The 25,990-nt window shown below is 43.4% G+C and carries 26 protein-coding genes; 13 read left to right on the top strand and 13 right to left on the bottom strand.

Annotation, left to right across the window (positions count from 1 at the left end):
* From BMW86_RS01435 to BMW86_RS01380, 12 genes are all read left to right on the top strand, one after another.
* Entirely contained in the window at positions 1-426 is a 426-nt protein-coding gene (locus BMW86_RS01435) for a hemerythrin domain-containing protein (protein ID WP_089778260.1), read from the top strand.
* Positions 427-897: 471 nt separating this feature from the next.
* On the top strand, positions 898-3,351 hold the full coding sequence (locus tag BMW86_RS01430; RefSeq protein ID WP_089778257.1) for a TonB-dependent receptor: 2,454 nt from the start codon (positions 898-900) through the stop codon (positions 3,349-3,351).
* Between the two features lie 166 nt (positions 3,352-3,517).
* Entirely contained in the window at positions 3,518-4,087 is a 570-nt protein-coding gene (locus BMW86_RS01425; RefSeq protein ID WP_089778255.1) for an RNA polymerase sigma factor, read from the top strand.
* The gene (locus tag BMW86_RS01420) at positions 4,087-4,635 is read left to right on the top strand and encodes a hypothetical protein (protein ID WP_089778253.1); all 549 of its coding nucleotides are present in this window, start codon (positions 4,087-4,089) and stop codon (positions 4,633-4,635) included. The genes BMW86_RS01425 and BMW86_RS01420 overlap by 1 nt, the downstream gene beginning before the upstream one ends.
* Positions 4,619-5,707, top strand: coding sequence for a hypothetical protein (locus BMW86_RS01415; RefSeq protein WP_089778250.1), 1,089 nt, complete (start codon positions 4,619-4,621; stop codon positions 5,705-5,707). The genes BMW86_RS01420 and BMW86_RS01415 overlap by 17 nt, the downstream gene beginning before the upstream one ends.
* 40 nt (positions 5,708-5,747) lie before the next feature.
* Positions 5,748-6,488, top strand: coding sequence for a head GIN domain-containing protein (locus BMW86_RS01410; protein WP_089778248.1), 741 nt, complete (start codon positions 5,748-5,750; stop codon positions 6,486-6,488).
* Between the two features lie 135 nt (positions 6,489-6,623).
* The gene (locus BMW86_RS01405; RefSeq protein ID WP_089778246.1) at positions 6,624-7,115 is read left to right on the top strand and encodes a YajQ family cyclic di-GMP-binding protein; all 492 of its coding nucleotides are present in this window, start codon (positions 6,624-6,626) and stop codon (positions 7,113-7,115) included.
* 131 nt (positions 7,116-7,246) lie between these two features.
* The gene (locus BMW86_RS01400) at positions 7,247-7,498 is read left to right on the top strand and encodes a type B 50S ribosomal protein L31 (protein WP_089778244.1); all 252 of its coding nucleotides are present in this window, start codon (positions 7,247-7,249) and stop codon (positions 7,496-7,498) included.
* A gap of 70 nt (positions 7,499-7,568) precedes the next feature.
* Positions 7,569-8,714 carry a putative sugar nucleotidyl transferase gene (locus tag BMW86_RS01395; protein WP_089778242.1) on the top strand — a complete coding sequence of 382 codons (1,146 nt, stop codon included), beginning with the start codon at positions 7,569-7,571 and terminating at the stop codon, positions 8,712-8,714.
* An 18-nt stretch (positions 8,715-8,732) separates the two neighbouring features.
* Positions 8,733-9,494, top strand: a complete 762-nt coding sequence (gene tpiA, locus BMW86_RS01390) for a triose-phosphate isomerase (protein WP_089778240.1) — start codon at positions 8,733-8,735, stop codon at positions 9,492-9,494.
* Positions 9,495-9,666: 172 nt separating this feature from the next.
* Complete coding sequence (locus tag BMW86_RS01385) at positions 9,667-10,272, top strand: 2'-5' RNA ligase family protein (protein ID WP_089778238.1); 606 nt, start codon at positions 9,667-9,669, stop codon at positions 10,270-10,272.
* A 293-nt stretch (positions 10,273-10,565) separates the two neighbouring features.
* Positions 10,566-10,841, top strand: a complete 276-nt coding sequence (locus BMW86_RS01380; protein WP_089783515.1) for an acylphosphatase — start codon at positions 10,566-10,568, stop codon at positions 10,839-10,841.
* 12 nt (positions 10,842-10,853) lie between these two features.
* On the opposite strand, the gene BMW86_RS32695 is transcribed toward BMW86_RS01380, so the two are convergent.
* From BMW86_RS32695 to BMW86_RS01340, 8 genes are all read right to left on the bottom strand, one after another.
* Positions 10,854-11,030 (bottom strand): hypothetical protein, encoded by a 177-nt coding sequence (locus tag BMW86_RS32695; RefSeq protein ID WP_177189122.1) that lies wholly within the window; start codon positions 11,028-11,030, stop codon positions 10,854-10,856.
* A 234-nt stretch (positions 11,031-11,264) separates the two neighbouring features.
* Positions 11,265-12,374 (bottom strand): C1 family peptidase, encoded by a 1,110-nt coding sequence (locus BMW86_RS01370; RefSeq protein ID WP_089778234.1) that lies wholly within the window; start codon positions 12,372-12,374, stop codon positions 11,265-11,267.
* A gap of 106 nt (positions 12,375-12,480) precedes the next feature.
* Positions 12,481-14,337 (bottom strand): M56 family metallopeptidase, encoded by a 1,857-nt coding sequence (locus BMW86_RS01365; protein ID WP_089778232.1) that lies wholly within the window; start codon positions 14,335-14,337, stop codon positions 12,481-12,483.
* A 34-nt stretch (positions 14,338-14,371) separates the two neighbouring features.
* On the bottom strand, positions 14,372-14,764 hold the full coding sequence (locus BMW86_RS01360) for a BlaI/MecI/CopY family transcriptional regulator (protein WP_089778230.1): 393 nt from the start codon (positions 14,762-14,764) through the stop codon (positions 14,372-14,374).
* Between the two features lie 176 nt (positions 14,765-14,940).
* Positions 14,941-15,564, bottom strand: a complete 624-nt coding sequence (locus BMW86_RS01355; RefSeq protein ID WP_089778228.1) for a hypothetical protein — start codon at positions 15,562-15,564, stop codon at positions 14,941-14,943.
* 76 nt (positions 15,565-15,640) lie between these two features.
* Complete coding sequence (locus tag BMW86_RS01350; RefSeq protein ID WP_089778226.1) at positions 15,641-16,501, bottom strand: DUF4249 domain-containing protein; 861 nt, start codon at positions 16,499-16,501, stop codon at positions 15,641-15,643.
* Between the two features lie 11 nt (positions 16,502-16,512).
* Positions 16,513-18,891, bottom strand: coding sequence for a TonB-dependent receptor (locus tag BMW86_RS01345; protein ID WP_089778224.1), 2,379 nt, complete (start codon positions 18,889-18,891; stop codon positions 16,513-16,515).
* Positions 18,892-19,005: 114 nt separating this feature from the next.
* Complete coding sequence (locus tag BMW86_RS01340; protein ID WP_089778222.1) at positions 19,006-19,221, bottom strand: hypothetical protein; 216 nt, start codon at positions 19,219-19,221, stop codon at positions 19,006-19,008.
* A 104-nt stretch (positions 19,222-19,325) separates the two neighbouring features.
* On the opposite strand from BMW86_RS01340, the gene BMW86_RS01335 reads away from it, so the two are divergent.
* The gene (locus tag BMW86_RS01335) at positions 19,326-20,306 is read left to right on the top strand and encodes a helix-turn-helix transcriptional regulator (protein ID WP_089778220.1); all 981 of its coding nucleotides are present in this window, start codon (positions 19,326-19,328) and stop codon (positions 20,304-20,306) included.
* 28 nt (positions 20,307-20,334) lie between these two features.
* On the opposite strand, the gene BMW86_RS01330 is transcribed toward BMW86_RS01335, so the two are convergent.
* From BMW86_RS01330 to BMW86_RS01310, 5 genes are all read right to left on the bottom strand, one after another.
* Complete coding sequence (locus BMW86_RS01330; RefSeq protein ID WP_089778218.1) at positions 20,335-20,961, bottom strand: NAD(P)-dependent oxidoreductase; 627 nt, start codon at positions 20,959-20,961, stop codon at positions 20,335-20,337.
* Positions 20,962-21,070: 109 nt separating this feature from the next.
* On the bottom strand, positions 21,071-23,296 hold the full coding sequence (locus tag BMW86_RS01325; RefSeq protein ID WP_089778216.1) for a sodium-translocating pyrophosphatase: 2,226 nt from the start codon (positions 23,294-23,296) through the stop codon (positions 21,071-21,073).
* A 51-nt stretch (positions 23,297-23,347) separates the two neighbouring features.
* Complete coding sequence (locus BMW86_RS01320) at positions 23,348-24,865, bottom strand: NAD(P)H-hydrate dehydratase (RefSeq protein ID WP_089778214.1); 1,518 nt, start codon at positions 24,863-24,865, stop codon at positions 23,348-23,350.
* A gap of 73 nt (positions 24,866-24,938) precedes the next feature.
* Positions 24,939-25,460 (bottom strand): hypothetical protein, encoded by a 522-nt coding sequence (locus tag BMW86_RS01315; protein WP_089778212.1) that lies wholly within the window; start codon positions 25,458-25,460, stop codon positions 24,939-24,941.
* A 24-nt stretch (positions 25,461-25,484) separates the two neighbouring features.
* Positions 25,485-25,952, bottom strand: a complete 468-nt coding sequence (locus tag BMW86_RS01310; RefSeq protein ID WP_089778210.1) for a hypothetical protein — start codon at positions 25,950-25,952, stop codon at positions 25,485-25,487.
* Between the last annotated feature and the right edge of the window lie 38 nt (positions 25,953-25,990).

Genomic DNA, 25,990 nt, shown 5'->3' with positions numbered 1-25,990 from the left:
ATGCAACGCCATACTACTTTAGTACCCTTATCTCAGGAACATCAACGTTTACTATTTGTATGCCGCTATCTGAAGAAGGATGCAGCTCCTTATGAAGGCTTTCCACTGGAAACAGATGCCAAGCTGGCTTATATAGTAAAAGTATTCCAGGAAGTAATGGTACCACATATTCAGAAAGAAGAATATCTTTTTGAGTTATGCCTGGGAAAAAACGAAGAAATTGATGCCCTTATTAAGGAACTGACTCAGGAACACTCTTTAATATCCCGTATGTACAGTGCTCTTACAGATACTAAGGACATGATTGATGCGATGGACCTGCTGGCCAGAAGCCTGGAAGAACATATAAGGAAAGAGGAAAGGGTCTTTTTTGAGAAGGTACAGGTGCTGTTGCCGCAGGTACTGGAACAGATTAGCTGGGTATAATTAAACTATACATTATTATATAGCCTCACAATGATGAATTGTGGGGCTTTTCTATGTCTGATAAGCTCCTGGTAAGATTCTAATAAGGATTTGGTAAGCTTCTGATAAGGATCATCCTACGTTCATCCTACGATACTAACGTAGGATGAACGTAGGATGATCCTTATATAGTCATATTATAGGCCTGTTTTGATCCTGTTCCGAAGCTGTTCCGGGTATAAATGAACTGATCCAGCCCCCGAAAGTTTGTAACCAAATCTGCTTATAAACGTCTTTAACTTAAAAATTACCAATCATCCCTATCAAGGAACCGTTTATGTAAAAACATGTACTATGCGATACACACTACCTATCTTTACACTGTAGTTTAGAAAGAAAGGAACTGTAGAAGTGGGAGAACTGTAGAAACAAAAGAACTATACATACTAATACAACAACTGATAACTATATATACATCTTAATCCTCCTTATATGAAATCTATTGCCACATTTATTACTCTTAGCATGCTGGTCTGTAAGACCTTCGCACAAACAACCCCTCCGGTCAAAATTACCGGTCAGGTAATGCAGGCTGGTAACAAACCAGTTGAATTTGCCACTATCACCTTATTAAAAGCACAGGACTCTTCCCTGGTAAAAGGCGCTATTGCCGATATCAGCGGTCAGTATGAGTTTGAGCAGATAAAACCTGGTAAATACCTGGTAGCTGCAGCTTATGTAGGTTTGAAAAAGGGTTATAGCCCTGTTTTCGAAGTAAGCGGCAGTACTGCTGTTAAAATAGCCACTTTATCTCTTGGTACAGATGCGAAGAATCTGAAAGAGGTGAATGTGACTGGTAAAAAGCCTTTTGTTGAGCAGCATGCCGACAAAATGGTGGTAAACGTTGAAAACAGTATCATCGGTGCAGGTGCTTCTGCCATGGAAGTACTGGAAAAATCACCCGGTGTAACAATTGATAAAGATGATAACATCAGTCTGAAAGGAAAGAATGGTGTTGTTATAATGATAGATGGTAAGTTGACCAATATGAGTTCCCAGGACGTTGCCCAGCTGCTGAAGAGTATGCCAAGCAGCAATATCGAACAGATAGAGCTGATAACTAATCCTTCCGCCAAATATGATGCAGCTGGCAACGCCGGGATCATTAACATCAAACTGAAAAAGAACAAAACGGTAGGTACCAATGGGAATGTGAGCCTGGGTGGTGCTTATGGACTTACACCAAAATACAATGCCAGTCTGAACCTGAACCATCGTAATGAAAAGTTCAATCTCTTTGGCTCCTATAATTATAACCACCGTACAAACGAACAGCATCTTGGATTATACCGTACCGGTACGGATGACGGCAAGTTCACCATATTTGATCAGCAGAGCGAAAACACCAATACACCTAACTACCATGGCGCCAAGGTAGGTATGGATTACTTTATCAGTAAAAATCACACGATAGGAGTGATGGTAGATGCAGGTTTCAGGCATTCAACTTCACCTGTTGCTTCTACTACGCTGATTGGTGGAAGGGAATCAGTTGATTCAACATTGAAAACGAATTCAGAAAACAGTTCTAACTGGAGCCGTTGGGCATATAACATTAACTACAAGGGTGTGCTGGATACAATGGGTAAAGAGTTAAACATTGACCTGGATTATGCGCTGAACAAGGAAACCAAAAAGGGTGATATCTTTTCTACTACCTGGGATGCCGCCGGTAAGAACTATATGCATGGTGATACTTCCCGCAGTTTACAGCCATCTAACATAGATATTAAAACGATCAAAATTGATTATGTAAATCCGCTGAAACATGAGGCTAAGTTTGAAGCAGGATTAAAGTTCTCTTTTGTAAAGACAGATAACAATGCCCGTTTCGATTCTTTACGCAATGATAACTGGGTATATGATGTGAACCGTTCTAACCAGTTCATTTATAAGGAAAATGTGCAGGCAGGTTATATCAATTTTCACAAGCAGTTTAAGAAGCTGAGTTTACAGGTAGGACTTCGTGGAGAAGCTACACAGGTAGAAGGTAATTCTGTAACGATCAACCGTAAAACAGATACCAGTTATTTTAACCTGTTCCCAAGTGTGTTTTTAAGTTACAAAGTATCGAAGGACCATCAGTTAGGTTTGTCTTACAGCAGAAGGTTACAGCGCCCCAGCTACGAAGATCTGAATCCGTTTGAGTTTTACCTGGACAGGTACACTATTATATCCGGTAACCCTTACCTGCGTCCTTCATATGCCAACGGTATAGAACTGACACATACTTTCAAAGATTTTTTAACTACCTCTATCGGGTATACCCATACAAAAGACCTGATGACACAGATCATAGAAGCAGAGAAAGACGCAGTGACTGGTGACAGTTCTATTTTAAGATATAAATACCTGAATGTGGCCAAGTCAGACAACTTTACAATGAACATTTCTTTCCCGGTACCGATTACCAAATGGTGGAGCAGTTTCACTTATTTGTCCGGTAATTACAGTAAGTATCAGACAGTGGTAAACGGTGAGAATGTGAGTGTTAAGGGTGGTGGATTTATGGCCCGTACACAGCATTCTTTCACCCTGCCGGCCGGGATCTCTACAGAGGTAAGTTTCTTTTACCTGTCCTCACAGGTAGCAGATGAAGGATTGTTTAGGATGAAACCAATGTATGCGATGGACTTTGGAGTATCCAAACAGGTATTACATAAGAAAGGTTCTTTGAAACTGAGTGTGAATGACGTTTTCAACAACCAGGTATTCCGTGGCACTTTTGAGAATGCCGGCCGGTACACCTCAGTAAGAAGCAAATGGGAAAGCCAGCAGGTGAGGCTGAACTTCACTTACCGCTTTGGAAGTACCAGTATTAAGGAAGCAAGATCCCGTAAAACAGGTTTGGAAGACGAGCAGAACAGGGTGAAGAGTAATAATTAGGTTCGACCTAGGTTTTAGGTACATATAAGGATGGATAGGACGTGATCTCTCGTTAGATCGCGTCCTTTTTTAAACTCTCAATTGATTGGTTATCAGCGTTTGTTACGATTTGGAAGAAATTTTTTTCCTGTCTAGTGCAACCTTTTCACAAAATAATGTCTTTATTATGCAAGCATTCGCCAACAACTTGAACCAGACAACCATAACAGACCACCTGGTAGACAGGTGCAAAAAAGGAGATGTACGCGCATTTCGGGAACTGTACAACGCTTATTCAGCGGCTATGTACAATATCTGTTTGCGTATGACAGGAAATGTTGCAGATGCGGAAGACACGCTGCAGGAGGCTTTTATGCAGATATTCAAGAACATTGAACGTCTGGAGAGTGCCAGCAGTGTTACATCCTGGATCAAGAGGATTGTGGTAAACCACTGTCTTTCCAGGTTGCGTAAAAAGAAAGTGTATTTTGAAGAAGTGGACAATATAGACGTGGAAGAGGATCGTGGAGCGGTAGATGAAGATAGTTTTGCCTGGACAGTGGCTGCGATTAAGGAAGCTATACATGTATTACCGCAGGGCTACCGTACAGTACTGAACCTGTATATCTTTGAAGAATATTCGCATAAGGAGATTGCCGCTATGCTGGATATTTCAGAGTCTACAGTAAAAACACAGTACATGAGGGCAAAAGATAAAGTGAGGCAGATCGTTAAACAAAAAAATGTAATTCGCTGATGCCAGAAAAGAGTTTTGAGGATTTTATCAGTCAACACCGGCCTGATTTTGAGGAGCAGGGCCCGGGGCCGGGCATTTGGGCGCAACTGGAAAAGGAGTTGGCGCCCCCTAAGAAAGGGCTTGTACACATGATGGGACGTCACTGGCTGAAAGCTGCAGCCGTACTGGTGCTGGTAGTGAACAGTGTAATGATTTTCCAGTTTCTGCAGATGAAAAAGGCGCAACACCTGGAAAATGTATCGCCTGAGTTGCAGGATGCTAAAATGTATTATACATCCCAGATAGAACAACGGTTAACAGCTATTAAAGCATATCCTTCTTCCGTAGTAGGACTGGATAGTTCCGCCCGTAAAGAACTGGAACTGCGTAATGAAACTTACCAGGTGCTGGAAACCGAGTTAATACAAAATCCCGGAAATGAACGTATAAAAGCAGCCATGATACATTATTATCAGTTGAAAATGGACCTGCTGGATAAAATATTGGACGAGCTGCACGATAAGCAGCCCGTTACACAAAAGCAACCAAATTATGAAAGAGAAATTTAAAATACTGTTACTGCTGTTACTTCCAGTGTTTGCGTTTGGATCTAAAGGAGACAGTGAATTTAAAAGAGTCATCGTTAAGGAGTTCAATAGTAGTAATGCCACCTCGTTGAACATTTCCAATAAATACGGTAAGGTAATTATTCATAGCTGGTCTAAGAATACAATCAAGGCGACTATTACGATTACAGGTTTTGGTAAGACGATAGATGAGGCGAAGGCAACGAATGACATGGTAGATATTGCCAGTAATTCAGGTGGTAATACCGTTAGTCTGCAAACAGTGTATAACCCTTCAGGCTCAGGCAGCAAGTGGTTTTCCTGGGGTAGCGGTAAAAAGGATTCGAAAGATTATGTGAACATAGATTATGAGGTGTATTTACCCGAAGATCTTGGACGTTTAATCATCGATAATAATTTCGGAGATGTCATAACAGATGTACTTTCTTTCCCTGCAGTGATCTCGATGAACTACTGTAATTATGATATCAAGGAAGCACAGAGGCCGCTGGAAATGCATATGAATTACTGTCAGAAAGGGAAGATCGGAAAAGCAGATGTGGTAATCATAAAAGCGAATTATTCCAATATCCGTAGTGAGTCTGTTGGATCACTCAGCACCAGTTCCAATTACAGTGAATACGTGCTGGGATGGGTAGGAAAGATGGAAGCAAAAGGTAACTATGATGACTATACTATCGCTAAAGTAGGATCTATTACTACGAAGTGTACCTATACCGATTTTCATATTACAGATGTACAGTCGGAAATCAATGCGAACCTGGTGTACGGCGATATGGAAGTGAAAAACGTATCATCGGGATTTAAGGGAGTGGATATGCACCTTACCTATGCGGATGTAAAGCTGGGATTTTTACAGAGTACCGGTTTCCAGCTCAAGGCAACGCTTAATAGCGGAGATCTTAAAACAGGTGAGCTGTCATTAAAGAACGTAAATTCTATTAAGAAGAATTCAAACCTTATATACAGCGCTACTTCAGGTAATGGAGGTGAGCAGTCGCCCTCAATAAATATCCAGGGAGTATACAGCGATATCGCTTTAAGCAGCCGCTGATTTTTATAACTACAAATCCATCAATCAAAAAATTCTTATTATGAAAACGCAACTTTTTGGCCGGTCCTTATATGGGCCGTTAGTGATCGCTTTGCTTGTACTTTGCTCTTTTACTATAGGCGACCGCAATGAACGCATTAAAGGAAGCGGCACTATCAAACAGGAAGTGCGTGCACAGAATGCTTTTAAGAGTATCAGTACTTCCGGCAATTACAATGTATATATACAGCAGGGCAGTAAGCGTGATATACAGATAGAGGCGGATGATAACCTGTTACAGTATATCGAGACTACTGTGGATGGTAATGAACTGCGTATCAATACTAAAAAAGGGTATGAGATCAAGCCTTCGAAGACAATCAATATTTATGTGACGGTAGAGGAGCTGGAAGCGTTGAATTCCAGCGGAAGTGGTGGTTTTTACAGTAAAAGTGGTCTGAAAGGGGATAAGGTAGTTTTTTCTTTCAGTGGCAGTACGGTAGCAGATATGGACCTTACTTCCAATGCACTGAATGTACGGATCTCCGGTTCCAGCAAGGTGAACCTGAAAGGGAATATCCCTTCTACCAATTATGGGATTTCCGGTTCCGGTGATATAGAAGCGTTCGATCTGCATTCAGATAATGTAAGAGTAGAGGTTTCGGGTAGTGGCAAGCTGAACGTATTTGCGGATAAAAAGCTGGATATAAGTGTGTCTGGTATGGGAAATGTGCGTTACAAAGGTAATGCGTCTATCAGCCAGTCATCTTCCGGTATGTCAAAAGTTTCCAAAATGGATTAATAGATCAGTTGTTGGTCGCTTGTAAGTGACCTCGTGTTAGCGGACTTCAATCCGCCAACATACCCCGGGTATATTCCCGGGGTTTTTGTTTCCATGCTATTCAAGTATATTTGCTGTTCCTAAATAATTTCAATTATGCCGTCCTTTGATATTGTTAGCAAAGTGGATACACAAACACTTGATAATGCTATAAATACTGTAAAGAAAGAAATCACCACCCGGTTTGATTTTAAGGGTTCCCATGTAGAAATGGAGTTGAATAAGAAGGACCTTACTTTAAACGTGGAGGTGGAGAGTGATATGAAGCTGACCCAGGTGATAGATGTGCTGATCAGCCGGACAATGCGTCATGGGCTGGATGCAAATATCTATGATCTGAGTAAGGAGCCTTACCAGAGTGGCAAGGTATATAAAAAGGAGATCCCGGTGCGGAATGGTATTAAGCAGGAAGATGCCAAGAAGGTAGTGAAGCTGATAAAGGATTCCGGTACCAAGGTACAGGCCGCCATTATGGATGACATTGTGCGCGTAACTGGTAAGAAAATCGATGATTTACAGGAAGTTATGCAGAAAGTAAGGGAAGCGGACCTGGGTGTACCTTTCCAGTTTGTAAATATGAAGAGTTAAAAATATTTCGGTTGCAGGGGTGTTGAAATTGAAAAATATTATTACCTTTGCAGCCTGTATTATAATAATATTCGTATGAGACCGAACCAGGTGTGAGGTTAGCGTATGATAACTAAAGAAAATTAATTCAAATGAAACAGGGAATCCATCCGGAAAATTACAGATTTGTAATATTCAAAGATATGTCTAACGGTACTGCTTTCTTAAGCCGTTCTACCGCCAGTTCTAAGGAAATGCTGAAATGGGAAGATGGTAACGAGTACCCGGTAATTAAGCTGGAAATCTCCAACACTTCTCACCCGTTCTACACTGGTAAGAACATTCTGTTGGATACAGCTGGTCGTATCGACAAGTTCAACAAACGTTACGCAAAGAAAGCCTAGTCTGGCTCTTTCAAAATAATTAATAGAATCCCATCGACTTTTTCGATGGGATTTTTTATTTTTAGCCTTTATGGAGCGGAATTACATTCTATTCGACACACCCGCACGCGATTTGTTATTCCCCTTTACTCACACAAGACCGGTAGCGGCTTGCCGCGTGGGTATTCTTACTATCCGCGAAAAATGGGATCTGTTCCTGGGTACCGGTACCAGTTATTTTACTGTTCCCCATTTACAGGAGAAATACCCGATAACGCAACATACTGTCAATGTCCTGATCAACGGGCATATACTTCCCTCTAAAACATTAGTGAAAGCGATACTTTCCCTGGAAACAGGGCAGGAGTTATATAAGGATAATACGGTGCTGGCGAAGGTAGTGGCGGCGGAAATACCGGATGTTACATCCAGGATAGCTTTTACAGATCCGGTAAGCATGATTAATTATCCCTGGGATATCATGCTGCTGAACGATCAGGCCCTTCGGGATGATTTTGAGCTGCTGACTGCCGGCCGGGAATCTGCTCCTTTGCCGGAGAATAACAAGGTGAGCGGACGGGAGCATATCTTCCTGGAACCAGGAGCAATAGTGAACCATAGTATCTTAAATGCCAGTACAGGGCCTATTTACATAGGGCGTAATGCAGAAGTGATGGAAGGTTGTTTAATAAGAGGGCCTTTTGCACTGGGAGAAGCAGGTGTACTGAAAATGGGGACTAAGATCTACGGGGCCACTTCATTGGGGCCCGGTTGTGTAGGAGGTGGAGAGATCAAGAATGTAGTCATGTTTGGCTATTCCAATAAAGGCCATGACGGCTACCTGGGAGACGCTGTACTGGGAGAATGGTGTAACCTTGGAGGCAATACCACCTGTTCTAACCTGAAAAACAACGGTAGTATAGTGAAAGTATGGCTGGAGGCCCGTAACGAAGCTTTCCCGGCAGGACGTAAGTGTGGTCTGATCATGGGAGACTACAGTCGTTGTGGAATAGGAACAATGTTTAATACAGGCACCGTAGTCGGTGTTTCAAGTAATATCTTTGGGGGCGATTTTCAGCCTAAGTTTGTGCCTTCATTTGCCTGGGGGGCACAAGGGAAATACAGGTTAGCAGAAGCTATAAAGGATGCAGGTGTGTGGATGCAGTTTAAAGGGCAGACATTGGGGGAAGCAGAAGAACGGCTGTTAACAGCTGTGTATCAATCAACCGGTAATTAATTATTCAATTAGATAGACATGAGAAAAAAAATTGTAGCTGGAAACTGGAAAATGAACCTGACACTGGCTCAGGGCGAACAGTTGATCAATGACATTTTGCAGGCTGGCCTGAAGCTGAAGGACGGTCAGGAAGTAGTGGTAGCCACTCCTTTTCCTTACCTGGTGAAGGCAAAGTCATTGTTAAAGAACAATCCTGGTTTTTACCTGGCAGCGCAAAATGTTGCTTCTGAGAAGTCCGGCGCTTATACAGGTGAAGTATCTGCAGAGATGCTGAAATCTGTTGGAGTTGATTACGTAATAATCGGCCATTCTGAAAGAAGGGAATATTTCCTGGAGAGCAATGCTGCCCTGGCTAAGAAAATTGATCTGTCTCTGGCAAATGGCCTGAAGCCTATTTTCTGCTGCGGAGAGCCGCTGGAAATCAGGAAGGCAGAAACGCAGAATGATTATGTAGCCAAACAACTGGAAGAAAGCCTGTATCATTTGAGTGCAGAGCAACTGAAGGATGTGGTGATCGCTTATGAGCCGATCTGGGCGATTGGCACCGGTTTAACAGCAAGTGCTGCACAGGCGCAGGACATGCATGCTTTTATCCGTTCCCAGATAGCTGCGAAATACGGCAGGGAAGCGGCTTTACATGTGAGCATCCTCTATGGTGGCAGTGCGAAACCTTCCAATGCAGAAGAACTGTTTGCATCTCCTGATGTAGATGGCGGTCTGATCGGTGGAGCGTCTCTGGTAGCTGCAGATTTTGCTGCTATCATTCATAAACTGGCTTAATTATATTGAGATATAGTGCGGGGCACTGTTCGCGATGGCGGGCAGTGCCCCGTTTGCGTTATTATTTAGCAAAAATTACTAAAAAAGTTAGTAAATGTCATTATTGTAATGTATATTTGTGATGTCAATATTCAAATAACCAATACACTTTAAGTCTTAAACTTATTTGGTTATGCAAGCAAATAACAACTTAACATTTGAGCAGGAAACATTGTATGATTACCTGCTGGTAGTAACTCCGGGTACTCAGATCAACAATGATGTGAAGGCCATGAAGCAATTAATCGCCCAGGAGCTGGGTTTGAATAGCAGCAGGGTTTCACAGGCGCATATTAGTCTGTTCCGCTCTGTATTTCCTGAGAAGTACCAGGATGATTTTATTAGTCTGCTGGACAGTATTGCAAAGAAGCAATCTAATTTCACGCTGTATACTTCCCGGTTTGATCATTTTCAGCATGGTGATGATAAGCGTACTATTTATGTGAATGTAGCTAATCCCAAGCCTATAGCTGAATTGCATACGAAGATTTTGCAGGAGTTTGAAATAAAGCCTACAGCATATAAACCTCATATAGCATTAGCAAGAGCGATCACTACTACTGAATTTCAGAAGGTATATGATCATTTCAATAACCAGATATTTGTACGCAGTTTTCAGTGCAGGAGTTTCACATTACTGAGGAAACCAGAAGGTGGTGGCAATTATGAGGTGGTAAAGGATTTTGTGTTTGGTCATGAGGTACAGAGAGAGAAGACGCTGTTTAATTATGCGGCATAGGATAATCAGAAAAGACGCTGCGGTATAGTTGAAGTATAGATTACCTGTGTTTGATCCATATTAACCACGTACTGATGAATGTGGAATATGGCATGATAAGAGAATATTCATTGTTTAGTTATAGTATAATAATCAAGTCATAAATGGTCAGAATAAAACTGTTGAATTATGTCATATTATGAACCCGGTCTGTATCATTCATTGTTTGTGTTTCCCTCAATCGTTCATTAAAACCCGGATAATAGTTAACCTGTTTCGTAGCTTTGGTGCTTTCATAAATGTAAGGCATGCATATGCGACAACTACATTCAATCATTATTGTTAAAGGAAGGGTACATGGTGTCTTTTTCAGGGCCAGTGCAAAAAATACCGCCGACCACTTAGGTATCCGGGGGCAAGTGAAGAACTTACCCGATGGCTCTGTATGGATAGCGGCAGAAGGAGAAGCACATGCAATGGAACAATTCATTGCGTGGTGTTGGGAAGGCCCGCCTTTAGCAAACGTGACAGACGTCACTGTTACAGCAGGAGAACTACAAAACTTTGAAGGGTTTAAAGTTATCCATTGATCATCCCTATGATTATCCTATAAGACAGGTGGCTCCCGTGGGAGCCGGATCAGACAGCGCCAACACTGCTGATCTAAATAGCTCCGGTTCGCCAGGAGCTACCTGTGTATAAGGCAGGGATAACTTTAAAAGAAAGACTCCGTAGGTAATACCTGAAAAGGTAGTACTTACGGAGTCTCTTTTTGTCACTGCTGATATCTTTTTGTAACAAAACATGATAGGCTCCGGTAGGAGCCCCGTGTTTGTAGAAAACGCATTAAATAACAAAACACAGACTCCGTAGGAGTCCCCTAATTCGTGAATAGAAGGGGACTCCTACGGAGTCAATTAAAGAGGATATTATATTTTCTACAAACACGGGGCTCCTACCGGAGCCTTTTTAGTGTCTCCTAATACTTTTGAGACAACCTGTTCTGATTATCTTTAATTAGCAGCCAGTTTGCTGCTGAAAGATTTATCCAAAGCAGCTTTAGGTACTACGATAGTAATAGTGTTGATAGCAAAATAGGGGACAGAAACATGCATATATCCATCAAAAGGACCGGCCTTAGTACCCCAGGAGTTCTTAACAATAAAGAAATCTTTACCCTGTTTGCTTTTACCGATACCGGTGATGTGCATGAGGTGATCATCTTCCGTAATTAATTCCTCATATAATTTCTGACGCCCTTCAGCTGTGAATGGCTTTTCTTCCACATCTGCATTAAAAGCGCTGCTTCTTCCGATGGTATCAACAGCAGGATATACTGCATATCCTTTGCCTGTCAGCCAGCCTCTGTTAGAGACATCTGCATCCCATAGTACAGTGTACCCTTTGGTCAGCGCTGTTTTGGCAATAGAGATCATTTCGTTGAGCGGAATATTGAGGTAAGTACCATTGGAGAAGTTGTCCGGTACTTCTACAATGAAGGGTTTGTAAAAGGGATGGTCCGTGAAGGAAGTCAGGTTCACATAATCATCCGGATTGAACTTTACCACTTCTTTGGCGAAGGTAAGGGGCGTATAAGTATGGCCATTGTAAGTAAAAGTAGCAGGAGGAGCGCCCAGGTACTGGTCTAGTATAGCAACCAGGTGTACCTGCCAGTCGTCGGGAAGGGGTCTTTTAACCTTCAGGAGGCTGTCCAGGTAAGTTTTCATAGCAGCGACCAGTGCACCATGGTCATGCTCTGTTTGCCCCGGTTTAAGCCCACTGTACACGCTCTCAGGAACGATGCCATAATGAGCAGCAGCGTAGAGGACATCATGGCCCAGTCCACCTTCATCAAAACGGGCGAATCCCTGGCGGTGAATGTAGTTCTTTGCCTTTTCTATGTAGATATTACGTACGGTGAACATCTCGGAGAGGTCCAGGGAGGGTTGTCCTTTCCGCAGAGATTCCGATTCTATCATGGAAGTGGTAGAGAAACACCAGCAGGTACCGGTCAGGCATTGGTTTTTAACCGGAGTAGCTGCATTACTTTTAACAACGGTAAAGTCCTGTGCCTGTACTTCCATCATAAGGAAGCTCGCGAGGATAGCTAAAAAAGCTTTCATATCAACTTTGAGGTTTAGGGTCTAAAGATAAGGGGGAACGGGCAAAAAAAAACGCTACTGCTGTATGAACGGCAGTAGCGAAGTATAATTGTAAGGTTAGATGGTATTAGTCGTTTTCGCTTATAACCAGGTTGTCATCTTTGCCCTGTATACTCAGATCTTTCACATCGCCCAGTTCTTTGTTGTATTTGTCCTTAACAGCTGAAGGTTGTACTTCACCGTTTATACTCAGTACGCCGTTTTTTACTGCAATAATGTATCCTTTTTCCGCATCAATCAGTTTATCTTCGGACATCTTCTTTATCAATACCTTGTATTTGGACTGAGCATCCTTTGCTGTTGCTATTTCTTTCTTGTTTAGTGTCAGGGTGTGCTGTGACTGGGTCATTGATATTTGGGCTTGCGCTATTCCTTTTTTGGCTTGTTCCATAGCTTCAGCTACATGTTTTTTTACATCTTCAGATGAGAAGTTAGCCATGGCAGTTTTTGCACTTTGCATTCCTATACGTACACTTTCGGCTATGATTTTAGGATCTACTGATGTCTGTGCTGCATTCACGCTTACTTTAATATCTTCATTGATTTTGTTCCAGTCGATATTTTTCAACGCTGTCTGAACATTCAGATTAATCTCGTCCCAGTTTACATTTTTCATGGCATTGTTAACCTCTACATTGATCTGGTTCCAGTCGATGTTTTTCATTGCTTCCTGGGCAGCATCTATGCCAATTTTAGCAGCATCCATGCTCTTTTCTGCTATATCCAGCTGTTCTGCTTTTGTCTTCTCGGCGCGTTGTTTTTCTGCCTGTCTTTTAGAGGCGGGAACAGTATCTTTTGTAAAGGTTGCAAGATGTATGGTAGCAGGTACGATGGCAGGAGCGATAGCTGCAGGTATTGCTACCTCTTTTTTATCTTTCTTGGTCTCTGTCATTGCGCTGGTAGGGTTCAGCCATGCAATGGATACAAGGCCTACGGCGATGATCAGTACAGCTAATAATTTTTGCGTATAGTTAATGTTTTTAGTTTTCATTTCCATGATGCGTTTAATGCGGTGAAATAAGTGTTGTTTGTTATTTGCAGCCGCCATTGCCAGGGTATTGACAGTTAACCGGTATTCTTCTAATGCTACCAGGGCTTTGGCATAATGCAACGGATGTACTTTACCTGTTATTACGAGATCGTCACAACAGTGTTCCCTTTCGATGCGGATATTTTTAGAGATCAGCCATATAAAGGGATTAAAGAACAGAATGGTTTCTACGATTGACTGGAAGATATTCAGTAGATAATCATTGCGTTTTATGTGAGCCAGTTCGTGCAGAAGAATTGCTTCCAGCTGCTCGGCTGTCAGGTTGTTAAACATGATGACAGGCAGAATGATCAGTGGCTTTAAAAAGCCGATCATAACGGGCACCTGTATGTGTTCGGAAATCAGCAGTTTTACTTTCCTGGATAGCTGAAGCTGCAGCAACAGTTTATCGAGGTGTTGTTGCCATACGGAATCGATGGGCAATACCTGCTTTCTTCTTATGTGCCGCAGTTGCAGCAGGTCCATTGTCAGCTTTATTGTCATAACAGCTACCCCTGTTATGTAGATAACCATAAGCAATGGAAAAAAGAATTCGAGGTTAGGGAAAAGGCTTGTCAGCCTGGTCTGGCTGTGATAGATAGCCGGCAGTTCCAGCCCGGTTGGGCGGATACCTGTATCTATCATTTGTACAGCAACAAAGTGGATCCTTTTGACCGTTTGCAACTGTTCCCACAGGGTGATGATGAACCATCCGAAAATGCCTGTGAGGGAAAGAAAAGAAAGATTGTATTTGATACCGGAACTGGCCTGTGGCCACAGGAGCAGTACCAGCCGTAAACAGCCGTATATAAGCAACGCTTGCCAGAAAGAATGCAGCAGGGCCCATCCAAAAGCCTGGATCAGATCTGCAGTGAAAGGTAGTGACGCAGTCATGATAGTCTTGTTTTATGTGCCGCAGCGCAGCAGGTTACTTATTCTGTTGATTTTCTATATCGTTCAGGTATTGCTTTATTTTCTCCAGTTCTTCTTTCGAGGAACGGTGATTACCTAATGCCTGCAGCACCAGTTGTGAGGCAGATCCATTGAACACGGTATCAATCATTTTATTGAGTAACTGTTGCTGTGTGCTTTCCTGTGAAATCGCAGCTTCATATATATGCGTTTTACTGGTAGTATCTCTTGTTAGCAGGTTCTTCTCATGCATGATCTGCATCAGCTTGAGGGTAGTAGTATATCCTGCGTCTTTCGTCTTCTCTAATATCTCATGTACTTCTCTTACTGTGCTGGCACCTTTATCCCACAGTATTCCTAATATTTCCAGTTCGCTTTCCGTCGGTTTCGTCTGTTTGGCAGTGCTCATAATTACAATGATTATTGATGTACGAATATCTTCGTATCAAATGTACGATACTTTTCGTAATCACCAAATATTTATGGAAAATAAATTAAAACAGGCATGCCGCCCTTCGGTTGGAAATCGTTCCGTCTGAAGAGGCAGCTATGCCTGGCACAAGTGTTATATTGATGGTTTGAGGACTAGAAGATACCGGCTTTCAAGCCTACGTGTACTGAGGGATTGCTGAGTTTACTATCTGTGATAGCTGTGGTACTTGTTCCTTTAACTAACCTGTAAGAGGCTCCTATATCTAAACGCAGGTTTTTGATGATATTGATTTCGAGGTTAGCAAAGGGTTCTGCTACAAACAATCCGCTTCTATCATAGTTATAACTGTTATGATCGCCGTCGTCATCGAATCTGTGTTTGTCCCTTCTGGAAACACCGCCACCACCAATGAGTGTACCGGCAGTCCAGTGTATCAGTTTGTCCGAATTATGGATGTATTCTACTACCGCGCCAGTATACCATAAATTCAGATAGTCTGTAGTACCGTTCGCATTTACACCTGGGAGAGCTATATTATTGACAAGCGAGTAAGCGCCTGCTCCCAGCATCCATTTACCATTTAAAAGTACACCACCGTAACCACCTGTCAGCACTCCAAATTTACCATCGATGGATGTAAATTTAGCCGCAGGCACACCATATGCGGCAATTCTTGTCTTGTGTAGACCGTTGTTGGAGAATAATGTCTGGGCATGCTGTGCCCGGGCCTGCTGTACTGTAATCAGTATCAGCAGCGCCATCAGCGCTTTTTTCATATAAATTGTTTTTTTTGTTTTTTGTGAAGCAGGCTGGAAAAAGAGACTTTCCAGCCTGCGTTATATGGGGAGAGAACTATTCTATTACTTTCTCGCTGCTGCTTACAGCAGAAGTACCGAACCAGCCAAGCAGTTTTTGTTTACCGCCGGGAGTGATATTTGTTGCATTACATTTTACGTTTTCCAGCACTTTGGCAAACAGTCCGCCTGCATTGATCTGTTCATCTACCTGTGTAAGGAAGAAGTGGCTCTGGTAAGTAAGTGAGCGGATTTTTACGATTATTTTTTCACCCAGCTGGTAAGGATGTTCTTCATCTGTAATACCTTCCTGAATGGGAAGTATGAAGGAAGCTCCATCCAGTACGCTCTGGTCAAAATAACCATCTACAGAATAGGTATCAGCTACACGATGCCATACATTGTTGCGGTAAGAACGGATCCAGTAATAATCTACTGCGCCCTTTACATCTACTGCATGGAACTTAGCCTCGTATCCATCTTTTGGCACTGCATTTTCACTTTTTGTTTTGTACTTATAGGTGATGGAATCGATAGGTGTTGTTCTTTTAATAGTATCTATCGCTTCGAATGTTTCACCTTTGTATACGACACGTAATCTGTATGCGTGGCCGGTTACACCAACTGTGGCATTATCACCCGGGTTAAACGTATAGGCAGAATCGTTAAAGTTGAACGCATATGTTTGTCCGGCTGTTTCATCGATGAGTGTAATGATGGCATCTTTGATAACAGGAGCAGGTGCCTGATCTGTATAAGGGACAGACTGTGTGAGTCTGATTACCTGTAAACCCGGTTCATTGGTGATCCATGCATCCAGTACCGGATAAGAGGTACCTTTTGCTACGTTCACATCTATCGTGTCTGTGCAGGCGCTGAATCCTGCCATTATCATTGCTATTATCAGTAATTTTTTCATGTAAATACCGGTTAAAATTTGAAGTTGTAAGTGATACCTGGAATAACAGAGCCTATGATAGAGAGACGTACTGCTTCTTTCTTGGAAGGATCATCTTTATTCTGCTGGAAATAGACGGTATAAGCATTTCTGCGTGCATAAACATTATACAGAGAGAATACCCATTCTCCTTTCCAGCGGCGCAGTTGTTTGCCTTTGATGGTGTAGGATAGATCCAGGCGGTGATAAGCAGGCAATCTGTAATTGTTACGCTTATCGGTGCTGTTGTAAGGAATATCCCAGTCCTGGAATTCCAGGCGGCTATCCGCAAATGTAGCAGGTGTACCGGATGCGAATACCCAGTTGGCAGACAGTGTCCTCCTTGGAGAGAAATCGTGTGTTAATACGAGGTTAAGGTTATGAGTTCTGTCGTAGCGGTTCAGGAACCATTCGTTCTGGCTGATACCGTTTGTCTGACGTTCTGTACGGGACAGTGTATAGCTGATCCATCCTGTAGTAGCGCCTACTTCTTTTTTCGCCATTACTTCCAGTCCGTATGAACGGCTGTGAGAAGGCAGTAAGTCTGCTTCTATCAGCTGGTTCAGTTGCAGATCAGCATTGTCTATATAATCCAGCTGATGCTCCATGTTTTTGTAGTATACTTCGGCAGAGATTTCATAGACATTAGACGGTGCATCGTATACATACCCTACGGTGTACTGGTCTGCCACCTGTGGTTGTACGTTGTTGGTACTTGGCGTCCAGATATCCAGTGGAGTAGGAGAGGCTGTGTTTGACAACTGATGCATGAACTGTGTAGTACGGGCATAAGATGCTTTGATGGCGTGATTGTCTGATAAAGCGTAACGTGCTGTGATTCTTGGTTCCAGGTAGTTGTATGCTTTTATCACTTCGTTGGCGCCGTATTCTTTGGTGCCTGCCAGTGTTTTACGGATGCCTGGTGTGGTATCGTTATAGTAGTAGGCAGTACCTTTACCAAGGTATTGATAAGAAGAGAACCTTAATCCATACTGTACGCCGAACCTGGTGGAAGGTTTCCACTCATGATCAATATAGGCAGCTGCTTCCAGGCCATGCTGTTGTGTTAAATCCGTTACACTGGTGGTCGTGCCATCTACAGCAGTACCAGTACCGGGTTTAAAGGTATAGTAGATGCCCGATACACCCGTATGTATACTGTTGTGTGCATTGATATAGTAAGTGAAGGCAGGTTTAACACCGTAGTTGATGATGTTGGATGTCCATTTGTATTTCTGAGTATTTTCTCCGGCTTCTTTCTTACTGCTGTTGTTAAAGTCCAGGGTATAATCGTAGTTACTATAGAAGGTGGTCAGGTTCAGGAACAATCTGTTGGTGAATACGTGATTCCATCTTACAGTAGCTGTTTTATTTCCCCAGTTCATATTTACCTGTGTACCGAAACCGAATACGTCACGGCCCAGGTAACCACTGGCAAACAGGGTATTGTTCTTATTCAGTTTGAAGTTCACCTTAGCGGTAACATCATAGAAATTCAGCTTGGTATCTTTCATGTCTCCTTTCAGGAAAGGTTTCATGATCACATCTATGTAAGAGCGGCGGGCAGCGATGATGAAAGAGGATTCATCTTTCTTGATAGGACCTTCCACAGATAACCTGCTGAAGATATTGCCTATACCGCCATTTACGGTCGTATTCTGGTTGTTTCCGTCCTTCATGCGTATATCTAGTACAGAGGAAGTACGGCCGCCATATTCAGCCGGAAAACCGCCTTTAATGAGGTTGATGCTTTTCACTGCATCAGGGTTGAATACGGAGAAGAAACCAAGCATGTGGGTGGAGTTATATACAGGGGCATCGTCCAGCAGGATGAGGTTTTCATCTGCTGCACCACCACGTACATTGAATCCACTGGCGCCTTCACCTACCGTGTTTACGCCGGGTAAGGTCTGGATAGAACGGAGTACATCTACTTCACCCATGAAAGTGGGCATCTTTTTCATCTGGGCAATATCCAGGCGGTTAAGACTGGTACTCAGTGTATTCACTGCTTTTTCCTGTTTGGTACCTTTTACAGTGACAGTACTTAACTGGCTGCTGGATTTCTCCAGCTTAATATCCATTGTTTTATTGCTTTTGAGGGATACATTCAATTTCATGGATGTATATCCTACATAAGAGAATTGCAGTACATGATCTCCTGCCGGTAAGGTGAGGGAGAAGAAACCGAATTCATTTGTAACTGTACCCAATCCGGTACCTGCTTTGGAAACGGAGATCCCGATGAGGCTTTCTCCATTCTGCTGGTCTTTTACATAACCACTTATAGTGTACCGTTGCTGAGCTTGTGCATACTGTCCCTGCAATAATAGCAGGACTGGAAACAGCAGCATTATTAACCTTGTCTTCATAAAAGGATCTTAATGTTGTTATTTGGCAGATAGTTGGCCTATTTACGCATATATGACGTAAGCGAAGGGAAGTACCCCTATGAGGGGAGAAGAGATTTTTTCAGATATGTAAGGCTATTCTAATACAGTACATTGATAACCCATATGTTGTACTAACTTTATAACGGCAGTTTCCTCTATAGGTTGGGTCTGGGCAACAATTCTCAATACTTTATCGCAATCTTCCATATCAATACTACAGGTAGCAACGTTAAATGAAGCAGAGATAGCCTCCAGTACATTTATCTTATCCTGTGTGGTGTTAATATTCGTCCTGAATATTCCAATCATAATAAATTATTAAATATTTGGGAATATTTTTGTGCAAATTTGAAGCACTTTGTCCGGTTAACTGTTACACGAGAAGGATTAAAATTTATATTTAACGGATTATTATGGGCATTCAGATATCTAATGACTCACATGAGGTATTGTTCCGGGAAGATGATCTTTTCCCTATGGACAAGCTACGTTCTCCTTCCCTGATAGAAGAAACGCAGCAATTGGAACGTGATTTCGGGGAGGCCAGCTTCCGGGAGATGTTTTTTGATGGCTATCATATTGCGATGGGCAGTGCGCAGATCTATCAGAATCTGCATATAGAATCTACAGAAAACATCAATGCCGTATCCCTGATGTTCCTGATACACGGGCAGATTGATACGGATATGGAAACTGCCGGGAAACGCCGTTTTTCTTCCCTTGAGCATAATCTTATCTACAACCCTTTTGAGACGGAGAATGCTTCTGTGATCAAACAGAATAACATGGAGATGGTGGCATTGAATTTTTCCACTGAACGTTTCCTGGACCTGGCTGCCAATAATGGGCGTGTACTGGATGGTTTGGCCAATAAAGTGGCAGTTGGTAAGGCGATCATGCTGAATAAAAACAGTAATCAACCGATTACCACAAGAATGCTGGCGATACTGGATGATGTGAAAAAGTGTGAATTCAGGGGTGGGTTGAAGAAGCTGTATTTACAGTCTAAGGTACTGGAGTTACTGGCTTTGCAGTGCGAGCAGTATGAGAGAGGAACAGAATTACACAGTACTGTTTCAAAGACGGATAAAGAGAAGATTTATCATGCGCGGGATATACTGTTAATGCGGATGCAGGAACCCCCTTCTTTACAGGAGTTATCGAGATTGACCGGGCTGAATGAATTTAAGCTGAAGAATGGTTTTAAGCAGGTATTTGATAATACGGTGTATGGATATCTGAATGATCACCGGATGGAACATGCACGTAAATTAGTGCTTGAGAAGAGTGTCTCTCTGACTGATATCGCGGATACGTACGGATTTTCCTCTATACAGCATTTCAGTACTGCATTTAAGAAGAAGTTCGGGGTAAGCCCTGTTAAAATGAGGTAGCGGCCAGACTTGCCGGCCGCATACCTGATTAATATGCTAAAGTGAATCTTTCTCTTATATGGGCTGGTTTTTCCAGTTCATCTATCATTGCTACTGCGTAGTCACCGGTAGATATCTTACTATCTCCTTTTTCATCTGCCACTACCTGGTCTTTCCCTAAGCGGAATCTGCCGGTACGTTCTCCTGGTTCTATCATCATGGCCGGACTTAATACCGTCCAGTCCAGGTCATTCTGTTCTCTTATTACATAAAACGCATCTCGGGTAGCAGAAGCACCACCTTTCCATTCTGCCGGGAATTCCGGGGTATCCAGTACCTGTAAGCCGGGTTCTATTTCCAGGCTACCGGCGCCGCTTACCGCCAGGAATCGTTTAATACCGGCTTTTTTAATGCCGTTGATGATAGCATGTATAGCCTTTACATAGGTAGCTGAGTCGTATGCGTTATAAGCGCTGATGACTGCTTCATTACCGGCTACCAGACTGGCAACGTCTGCAGTCGCTACATCTGCTTCTTTAATAATGAGCTGAGGATGAGTAGTGGTGATCTTTTCGGCATGTCTTACTATCGCAGTAACGCTATGCCCCCTGTCTAATGCTTCTTTCAAAATGGCTGAACCTATGAAGCCGGAGGCTCCGATAATGGCAATCTTCATGTTTATCTGTTTTAGTGTGATCTAGTACAATAAACATTCCGTAGTGGATATTGTTAACGAAAAAGGCCCCGTTGGTATATCCAACGGAGCCTTTTTTTATCAAAAGAGTTTATTTTTTTAATGCAACTACTTTAGCCTGAATTACTTGTTCTGTTTTTACGGTAGGCTTTTCTTCTACTTTAATAGTATGGAAAAGTTCCGCCAGGGTAGGAGCGATTACCAGGGATACGATAGACATCAGTTTGATAAGGATGTTCATAGAAGGACCAGAAGTATCTTTGAAAGGATCTCCTACGGTATCTCCTGTAACGGAAGCCTTATGTGGTTCTGATTTCTTGTAGTAAGTAACACCGTTGATATCAACACCTTTCTCAAAAGACTTCTTGGCATTATCCCATGCACCACCGGCATTGTTCTGGAACATCCCCATCAGCACACCACTCACGGTAGCACCTGCCAGGAATCCGCCCAGTACTTCGGGGCCGAATATAAAGCCCATGATTAATGGCGATAGCAGAGCAATAGCACCTGGTAACATCATTTTTTTAATAGAAGCCTGGGTAGAGATCGCCACACATTTGTCGTATTCCGGTTTACCGGTACCTTCCATGATCCCCGGGATTTCTTTGAACTGGCGGCGTACTTCTTCCACCATACTCATAGCCGCTTCACCTACTGCACGGATGGCCAGGGAAGAGAAAATGAAGGGGATCATTCCACCTACAAATAAACCTGCCAGTACATCAGCTTTATAAATATCGATACCGCTGATGCCTGCAACACCTACAAAGGCAGCGAAGAGCGCCAGTGAGGTAAGGGCCGCAGAGGCAATGGCAAAGCCTTTACCGGTAGCGGCGGTGGTGTTACCCACGGCATCCAGGATATCTGTTTTTTCACGTACATCTTTAGGCAGTTCGCTCATTTCTGCAATACCACCTGCGTTATCCGCAATAGGGCCGAAAGCATCGATTGCCAGCTGCATGGCAGTGGTAGCCATCATACCTGCTGCTGCTATCGCTACACCATAAAGGCCTGCGAAATAGAAGGAGCCGTAGATACCGGAAGCCAGTACCAGGATGGGTAAAAATGTGGATTCCATACCTACAGCCAGACCGCCGATCACGTTAGTAGCGTGGCCTGTGGAAGACTGGCGGATGATGGACATTACCGGGCGTTTACCCATAGCAGTGTAGTACTCTGTGATGATGCTCATCAGTGTTCCTACTGCGAGGCCCACGAAGATGGCTCCTACCACACCGTTTTGTGTAATGGCTTTTGCACCGTCTTTCAGCTGATCAGTACCGGCGATGAAATCGCGTTTTAAGTAGATAGCATCTGCGGGCATGATATAATATACCAGTGTAGCACTGGCGATAGCTGAGAGTACGATAGAACCCCAGTTACCCATGTTTAAGGCTCTCTGTACAACGCTGGTGCTGAGACCTGCGGTATCGGAGATGCGCACGAACAATGTGGCAATGATGGAGAATACGATACCCATGCCGGCAATCAGCATTGGTAATATGATAGGGGCGAGTCCGCCGAATTTATCATGGGAAATAATTTCGCTGCCAAGTACCATGGTAGCAAGTACGGTAGCTACATAAGAGCCGAACAGATCGGCGCCCATACCAGCTACGTCACCTACGTTATCGCCTACGTTATCGGCAATGGTAGCGGGGTTACGGGGATCATCCTCAGGGATGCCTGCTTCCACTTTACCTACCAGGTCGGCTCCTACGTCTGCGGCTTTGGTATAGATACCACCACCTACGCGGGCGAAGAGAGCGATGCTTTCTGCACCCAGGGAGAAGCCGGTGAGGACTTCAATCGTCTTGATCATTTCCTCTGTATTGGCTTCTGCACCAAAATATGCTTTGAGCAGGATGAACAGGGAACCTAGTCCGAGTACTGCCAGTCCTGCTACACCCATTCCCATTACAGATCCTCCTGTGAAGGATACCTTAAGGGCCTGGGCCAGGCTGCTGCGTGCTGCCTGTGCGGTACGTACGTTTGCTTTAGTGGCTATCTTCATTCCAATAAAACCAGCTGTGGCAGAAAATACGGCACCTACAATGAAAGCCAGGGCGATGGTCCAGTCGGAATTCTTGTGGGAAGCGCCCATGTAGGCTAACAAAAGAGCCGCGATGATAACGAAATAAGTGAGGATCTTGTATTCTGCCTTCAGGAAAGCCATTGCGCCCTCGGCAATATACCTGGCTATTTCCTGCATTTTTTCATTGCCTGCATCCTGACGGGATACCCAGGCACTTCGGATCGCTGTGAATAGTAACGCTAATAATCCAAAACATGGAACGAGATAAACAATAGTCATATCGGGAATTTTTACAATTCTATAAATATAAACTTTTATCGGAAACGGTATCTATTGATTTTTATGCAATGTGAGAAAGGTTCTGCCCAGGTAACCGGGGATGTCTTCCGCTGTCATGGCTTCCTGTGATAGTGCGGCTGCGGCGAAATCGCCGGCCAGACCGTGAATGTATACACCGAGCAGCATGGCTTCTTTTGAAGAATAACCTTGGGCCACCAGTGAGGTAATGATACCTGTAAGGACGTCTCCGCTGCCTCCGGTGGCCATACCGGGGTTGCCTGTGGCATTGAAATACAGTTCGCCATCCGGACTGGCCATTGCCGTGTACCGGCCTTTTAACAGGATACAGAGTTTCTTTTCGACCGCCTTTTGAGACAACAGCTCCAATCTCTCTATATCATTAGCTGCTTTACCAAAAAGGCGTTCAAACTCTTTGGGGTGGGGGGTAAGGATAGAGTTCTCCGGTACTTTGGCCAATGTTTTAGGGTTGGTTGATAATAGATTGAGGGCATCCGCATCTATCACCATTGGCTGCTGGTAATGGTCCAGGAGTTTGTCCAGGGCCCAGATGGAACCGGCAGCAGTGCCAAGACCAGGGCCTATACCGATCGTTTTATATTTTTTAGCGTCTTCTTCGGAAGGGAAGCTGGAGCTGTGATCGAATTGTTCATCTGTGATACACATAGCAGCAGGAACGGATATCTGCATGATATCGTAACCGCACCTGGGGATATGGCAGGTGAGTAAGCCCACGCCTGCCTGCAGACAGGATTTAGCGCTTAATATAGCGGCACCCATCTTGCCATAACTACCGGCAATCAGCAGTACATGTCCAAAGGTGCCTTTATGTGAAAAGGGTTTGCGGGGTTTGTAGATATCCCGCATCATGGCCCCGTCCATGATATTGAACTTTGCAGGGGTGTTGGCGATGTAATCCGGGTGTAAGCCGATAGACAGTATATGTACTTCGCCTATGCGTACAGCATTTTCGGGCAGTAAGAAGGCCAGTTTAGGTACTTCAAAGCTGAGGGTATGATGCGCCTGTACTGCCGGTTGCTTTACACTGGAAGTATCTGCCAGCAGGCCGGAGGGGATATCAATAGCGATGATGGTATGTTGTTCATAACAGCTATTGATACGACTGATAATATCTGCTATCAATCCTTCAGCGGGCCTGCTTAAGCCTGTGCCTAAAATAGCATCGATAATGACGGTATCTTTTGCCAGTTCAGGGAATACCTGTAGCGTATGCAGGCTTTCAGGGTAGTAACGTTGTAAGGATTTGTAGTTAGCCTGATGATCTTCGGAAGCCTGCTGGCTATGAGGCAGGATGTATGCATGTGCTTCGCAGCCCATGTTGCGCAGCATGCGGGTGATAGCGAGACCATCTCCGCCATTGTTACCCATACCGCAGAATATAGCAAAAGGGTATTTCACAAAGTGCTGTTCTGCCAGCCAGTCTGTACAGGCAAGCGCAGCTTTTTCCATGAGTGCCAGGCTACTTATAGGCGTATGCCTGATTGTATAAGCATCGGCTTCCCGTATCTGTAAAGCAGTGAATATTTTCATCCTGCTTAAATATAAGAAAAGCCGGACTACAAATGAAAATTTGCAATCCGGCTTTAAATAAAATAAAGTCTTATTATTTGAAGGTATACCTGGCAGAGATACCACCGATCTCTTCACCGAAGTGATGAACACCACCGCTGAAGTTAACGTATGGTTTTAAGTCAGCGCTTAATACCAGGGGAATCTTTCTGAAAGTATATTCCACGCCGAAGATACCATCCAGACCAGCAGTTACATAAGTACCATCGCCATGTCTGTAGTAATCATCACGGTAGTAGTCGAAGCGGTCATAAGCACCAACGTGCACACCACCACCTGCGTACATCAGGAATTCTTTCTTACCGAAAACATTCCAGTGGTACTCGTACAAACCGGTAAAAGTAACGTTTTGCTGTTCGCTTACATTGGTAGAAACGATGCCTTCAATGGCATGTGGACCTGCAATAAAATGCTTCACAGTAAAGCCTACCAGGAAAGGATTTACCCTTACACCCAGTGCTGTTGAATAATTAGCAAGAGAGCTGCTTCTTTTTTGTGCACTTGCCTGAATGGAAATCATTGCGAACAGGCTAAAGAATAACACAAGTTGTTTCATATATTATCTGGTTTTAAAAAAAGATTAACGTCCGAAAGTATATCTTATTGATATGGCAAAATCTGCAAGATCAGATGATGTATTGAAGTGAACGGCAGGTTTCCAGTCGAGACTCACATTTATCGGTAAATTCAGATCTGCCGGAAAAACATAATCTATTCCACCGATAGCATCCACACCTGCAATGAACTTCACATTATCATTCTCTTTACGGCTGCCCATATGTGCTCCACCCCCTACAAACCATCCAAATCCTTCTGTTGTTAAAGCGGAAAGGTCGAAATGCCTTTCATATAAACCGGTGATGGTAAAAGTATGTGCGTATGCTCCGGCTATGGCTTCTACTGCATTGGCATCGTCGAAAAAGTAACGTGCGGTTGCACCAAAAGGCAGCCCTAAACGAAGACCTACCTGGGGATTACCTTTTAATTGTGCATTAGCATAATTGAGACCCAGTACAAGGAGCATAGATATGAACAGCGTCTTTTTCATATTAGTTTGAAATGCTCTGCAATAACGGTGCCAGTGTG

Source organism: Chitinophaga sp. YR573, assembly GCF_900110995.1.
Lineage (GTDB): Bacteria > Bacteroidota > Bacteroidia > Chitinophagales > Chitinophagaceae > Chitinophaga.
This window is presented reverse-complemented; position numbering and strand designations above follow the sequence as displayed.